General features: G+C 64.6%; 1 protein-coding gene. It reads right to left on the reverse strand.

The genetic code is table 11. The annotated features are described in order from the left end of the window. Positions 1 to 1,004, reverse strand: a 1,004-nt coding sequence (gene glyA / locus H0X90_RS35290) for a serine hydroxymethyltransferase (protein ID WP_196438433.1), incomplete at both ends; no start/stop codon positions are given.

Below are 1,004 nucleotides of genomic sequence, written 5' to 3' on the forward strand. Positions count from 1 at the left end.
GGCGAGCCGAGACGGATGCCGCTCGTCACGAACGGCTTTTCCGGGTCGTTCGGAATCGCGTTCTTGTTCACCGTGATGTGCGCCGCGCCGAGCGCCGCTTCCGCCGCCTTGCCCGTGATGTGCTTCGCGCGCAGGTCCACCAGCATCACGTGGCTTTCCGTACGGCCCGACACGATCCGCAGCCCGCGCTTGACCAACGTTTCGGCCAGCACGCGTGCGTTCTCGACCACCTTCTGCTGATATTCCTTGAACTCCGGCGACAGCGCTTCCTTGAACGCCACCGCCTTCGCCGCGATCACGTGCATCAGCGGGCCGCCCTGGATCCCCGGGAAGATCGCCGAGTTGATCGGCTTCTCGTATTCCGCCTTCATCAGGATCACGCCGCCGCGCGGGCCGCGCAGGCTCTTGTGCGTCGTCGTCGTCACGAAATCCGCGTGCGGCACCGGGTTCGGGTACACACCCGCCGCGATCAGGCCTGCGTAGTGCGCCATGTCGACCATCAGGTATGCGCCGACCGACTTCGCGATCTTCGCCAGACGCTCGAAATCGATCTTCAGCGCGAATGCCGATGCGCCCGCGACGATCAGCTTCGGCTTGTGTTCGTTCGCCAGCTTCTCGGCCGCGTCGTAGTCGATGTCTTCGTTCTCGTTCAGGCCGTAGCTCACCACGTTGAACCACTTGCCCGACATGTTCACCGGCGAGCCGTGCGTCAGGTGGCCGCCGTGCGCGAGGCTCATGCCCATGATCGTGTCGCCCGGCTTGAGCATCGCGAAGAACACGCCCTGGTTCGCCTGCGAACCCGAATTCGGCTGCACGTTCGCGGCTTCCGCGCCGAACAGCTGCTTCACGCGGTCGATCGCCAACTGCTCGACCACGTCCACGTACTCGCAACCGCCGTAGTAGCGCTTGCCCGGATACCCTTCCGCGTACTTGTTCGTGAGCTGCGAACCCTGCGCGGCCATCACGGCCGGGCTCGTGTAGTTTTCCGACGCGATCAGCTCGAT

It is taken from the genome of Burkholderia sp. 9775_39 (genome assembly GCF_015712225.1).
GTDB classification, from domain to species: Bacteria; Pseudomonadota; Gammaproteobacteria; order Burkholderiales; family Burkholderiaceae; genus Burkholderia; species Burkholderia cenocepacia.